The organism is Xanthomonas sp. SHU 308, from assembly GCF_000364645.1.
GTDB classification, from domain to species: Bacteria; Pseudomonadota; Gammaproteobacteria; order Xanthomonadales; family Xanthomonadaceae; genus Xanthomonas_A; species Xanthomonas_A sontii.
In genome coordinates, this window is sequence record NZ_AQOK01000215.1 from 1 (window position 1) to 4,267 (window position 4,267).

Consider the following 4,267-nt stretch of genomic DNA (forward strand, 5'->3'; position numbering starts at 1 on the left):
GCCGGGCACGGCCTGCGTGCGGTCGGCGCGGCCGAACGCGCGCGCCACCTCGCCGGCCAGCACGGCGCCGGCCAGGCGGACCCGCTCCGGCAACAGCAAGGTGGCGACCGCCATCGGATCAGCCGACGTAGGCGACGCTGACGATCTCGTACTCGCGGCGTCCGGCCGGGGCATCGATGCTGACGCTGTCGCCTTCCATCTTGCCGATCAGCGCACGCGCCAGCGGCGAGGAAATCGCGATCAGGCCCAGCTTGATGTCCGCTTCGAGGTCGCCGACCAGCTGGTAGCGCTTCTCTTCGTCGGTCTCCACATCGGCCAGGGTCACGGTGGCGCCGAACACCACCTTGCTGCCGACCGCCAGCTTGCTGACGTCGATGACCTCGGCGTGCGACAGCTCGCTCTCCAGCTGCTTGATGCGGCCTTCGATGAAGCCCTGCTGCTCGCGCGCGGCGTGGTACTCGGCGTTCTCCTTGAGGTCGCCGTGCGCGCGCGCCTCGGCGATCGCGGTGATGACCTCGGGACGCTTGACCGACTTCAGGTGATCCAGTTCCTCGCGCAACCGCTGCGCGCCTTGCATGGTGATCGGGGCTCTCACGCTTCCAGCTCCTTGTGCAGTTCCTGCAGCGCCCAGACCGGACCGGTGCCGCGGAATTCCAGTGAATGCACCAGCGCACGCGCGCCGGCGACCGTGGTCGAATAAGTGACGCGATGCTGCAGGGCTTCGCGACGGATCGAGAACGAGTCGGAGATCGCCGCCCGGCCCTCGGTGGTGTTGACGATATACACGATTTCGCCGTTCTTGATCAGATCGACGATGTGCGGGCGGCCCTCGGCGACCTTGTTCACCTGCTCGCACTGCAGGCCGTGCTGCTGCAGCCAGGCGCAGGTGCCGCGGGTGGCGACCAGGGTGTAGCCGCGCTCGACCAGCGCCTGCGCCACCGGCAGCACGCGCTGCTTGTCCGGATCGCGCACCGACACGAAGGCCTTGCCCAGCGGCGGCGCCTTGATGCCGCCGGCTTCCTGCGCACGCGCGAACGCCGCGCCGAAGCTGCGGCCCACGCCCATCACCTCGCCGGTGGAACGCATCTCCGGGCCGAGGATCGGATCGACCCCCTGGAACTTGGCGAACGGGAAGATCGCCTCCTTCACCGAGTAGTAGTCAGGCACGATCTCCTTCAGCGCGCCCTGCTCGGCCAGGGTCTTGCCGGCCATGCAGCGCGCGGCGATCTTGGCCAGCGGCACGCCAATCGCCTTGGACACGAACGGCACGGTACGCGAGGCGCGCGGATTCACTTCCAGCAGGTAGACGATGTCGTCGCCGGCATCGTTGACCTGCACCGCGAACTGCGTGTTCATCAGCCCGACCACGTTCAACGCCTTGGCCAGTTCGACCACCTGGCGGCGCAGCTCAGTCTGGGTGGCCGGCGACAGCGAGTACGGCGGCAGCGAGCAGGACGAATCGCCCGAATGCACGCCGGCTTCCTCGATGTGCTCCATGACGCCGCCGATCAGCACCTGGCCGCTGTGGTCGGCGATGATGTCCACGTCCACTTCCACCGCGTTGTCGAGGAAGCGATCCAGCAGCACCGGCGAATCGTTGGAGACCTTGACCGCGTCGCGCACGTAGCGCGCCAGGTCGGATTCGCCGTAGACGATTTCCATGGCGCGGCCGCCGAGCACGTAGCTCGGGCGCACCACCAGCGGATAGCCGATCTCGCGCGCCAGCACCAGCGCCTCGTCGGCGTTGCGGGCGATGCGGTTCGGCGGCTGCTTCAGGCCCAGCTTGTCGACCAGCTGCTGGAAGCGCTCGCGGTCCTCGGCCAGGTCGATCGAGTCCGGAGAGGTGCCGATCACCGGCACGCCGTTGGCCTCCAGCGCGCGCGCCAGCTTCAGCGGGGTCTGCCCGCCGTACTGCACGATCACGCCCTTCGGCTGCTCCAGCTCGACGATCTCCAGCACGTCTTCCAGGGTCAGCGGTTCGAAGTACAGGCGATCGGAGGTGTCGTAGTCGGTGGACACGGTCTCCGGATTGCAGTTGACCATGATGGTCTCGTAGCCGTCCTCGCGCAGCGCCAGCGCCGCGTGCACGCAGCAGTAGTCGAACTCGATGCCCTGGCCGATGCGGTTGGGGCCGCCGCCGAGGATCATGATCTTGTCGCGATTGCTGGGCGCGGCCTCGCACTCGTCCTCGTAGGTCGAGTACAGGTAGGCGGTGCTGGTGGCGAATTCCGCCGCGCACGAGTCCACCCGCTTGTACACCGGGCGCACCTTATGGGCGCGGCGCAGCGCGCGCACCGCCGCCTCGTTGGTGCCACACAGCTCGGCCAGACGCGCATCGGAAAAGCCGGCGCGCTTGAGCGTGCGCAGGCGCTTGGCGTCCAGCGCGCCGAGGCCGTCGGCGGCCAGCTGCGCTTCCTGCGCGATCAGGTCTTCCATCTGGTCCAGGAACCAGGGATCGATGAACGACAGCGCGTGCACCTGCTCCACGCTCATGCCGGCGCGGAAGGCGTCGGCGACGTAGAACAGGCGCTCCGGACCGGGCGCCTTCAGCTCGCGCTTGAGCGTGGCCAGGTCGTCCTCGCTGCTCAGGTCCAGCCCAGTCGGGTCCAGCCCGATCTTGCCGGTCTCCAGGCCGCGCAGCGCCTTCTGCAGCGACTCGGAGAAGGTACGGCCCATCGCCATCACCTCGCCCACCGACTTCATCTGCGTGGTCAGGCGCGCATCGGCCTGCGGGAACTTCTCGAAGGCGAAGCGCGGAATCTTGGTGACCACGTAGTCGATCGACGGCTCGAACGAGGCCGGGGTCAGCCCGCCGGTGATCTCGTTCTTCAGTTCGTCCAGGGTGTAGCCGACCGCCAGCTTGGCCGCGACCTTGGCGATCGGGAAGCCGGTGGCCTTGGAGGCCAGCGCCGAGGAGCGCGACACGCGCGGGTTCATCTCGATCACCACCACGCGGCCGGTCTGCGCGTTGATGCCGAACTGCACGTTGGAACCGCCAGTGTCCACGCCGATCTTGCGCAGCACCGCGATGGAGGCGTCGCGCAGGCGCTGGTATTCCTTGTCGGTCAGGGTCTGCGCCGGGGCCACGGTGATCGAGTCGCCTGTGTGCACGCCCATCGGGTCCAGGTTCTCGATCGAGCAGACGATGATGCAGTTGTCCGCGGTGTCGCGGACCACTTCCATCTCGAACTCCTTCCAGCCCAGCACCGACTCCTCGACCAGCACCTCGCTGGTCGGCGACAGTTCCAGGCCGCGGCCGACGATCTCGATCAGTTCCTCGCGGTTGTAGGCGATGCCGCCGCCGCTGCCGCCGAGGGTGAAGCTGGGGCGGATGATGGTCGGGTAGCCGACCGTGGCCTGGATCTCCAGCGCCTCCTCCAGCGTGTGCGCCACTGCCGCCTTCGGGCACTCCAGGCCGATCTCGCCCATCGCCACGCGGAACAGCTCGCGGTCCTCGGCCATGCGGATGGCCTCGCGCTTGGCACCGATCAGCTCGACGCCGTACTTCTCCAGCACGCCGTGGTCGGCCAGGTCCAGCGCGCAGTTCAGCGCGGTCTGCCCGCCCATCGTCGGCAGCAGCGCGTCGGGCTTTTCCTTGGCGATGATCTTCTCGACCGTCTGCCAGTTGATCGGCTCGATGTACACGGCGTCGGCCATGTTCGGGTCGGTCATGATCGTGGCCGGGTTGCTGTTGACCAGCACCACGCGGTAGCCCTCGTCGCGCAGCGCCTTGCACGCCTGCGCGCCGGAGTAGTCGAACTCGCAGGCCTGGCCGATGACGATCGGGCCGGCGCCGATGATGAGGATGGTTTGGAGGTCGGTGCGCTTGGGCATGGGGGATTCTCAGTAGAGGCGGTCCTGCCACGCCGCGGGGGCGCGCCAGGTGATCTGATCGGGCGAACGCGCATCGATCGCGCCATGGTCGACCGCGGCGCGAACCTCGCGCTGCATCGCGGCCCAACTGCTGGCGGTGGCGCCGATGCGCGCGCCGATCCGGTTGTTGTGGGCGTCCATCGCCCGGCTGGCGTTGCCGTGGCCGTCGCGCTCCATGACCGCCGTGACCCAGTCCACGCAGCGCGGCGACAGGGTGTAGGCGACCACGGCGCTGGCCAGGCTGTGGCGGTACGCATCGGCCGGGCCGTCGCGTCCGCCCGGCAAGCCGGCGCTGAGCCACTGCGGATACACCGCGCCCAGCACGAAGGCCGGATACGCGGCGAGCACCAGCAACGCCGTGGCCGGCCACCGCCAGCGGCGGGGCGGCGACGGC

The 4,267-nt window shown here is 68.7% G+C and carries 3 protein-coding genes; all 3 read right to left on the minus strand.

From position 1 onward, the window contains the following. Positions 1 to 118: 118 nt before the first annotated feature. The 3 genes from greA to D588_RS0108140 are packed head-to-tail and all read right to left on the minus strand — an operon-like array spanning position 119 to position 4,227. Positions 119 to 583 carry a transcription elongation factor GreA gene (greA, locus tag D588_RS0108130; protein ID WP_026143501.1) on the minus strand — a complete coding sequence of 155 codons (465 nt, stop codon included), beginning with the start codon at positions 581 to 583 and terminating at the stop codon, positions 119 to 121. An 8-nt stretch (positions 584 to 591) separates the two neighbouring features. After that, positions 592 to 3,834, minus strand: a complete 3,243-nt coding sequence (gene carB / locus D588_RS0108135; protein WP_017915611.1) for a carbamoyl-phosphate synthase large subunit — start codon at positions 3,832 to 3,834, stop codon at positions 592 to 594. Between the two features lie 9 nt (positions 3,835 to 3,843). Next, positions 3,844 to 4,227, minus strand: coding sequence for a hypothetical protein (locus D588_RS0108140; RefSeq protein ID WP_017915612.1), 384 nt, complete (start codon positions 4,225 to 4,227; stop codon positions 3,844 to 3,846). Positions 4,228 to 4,267 lie beyond the last annotated feature (40 nt).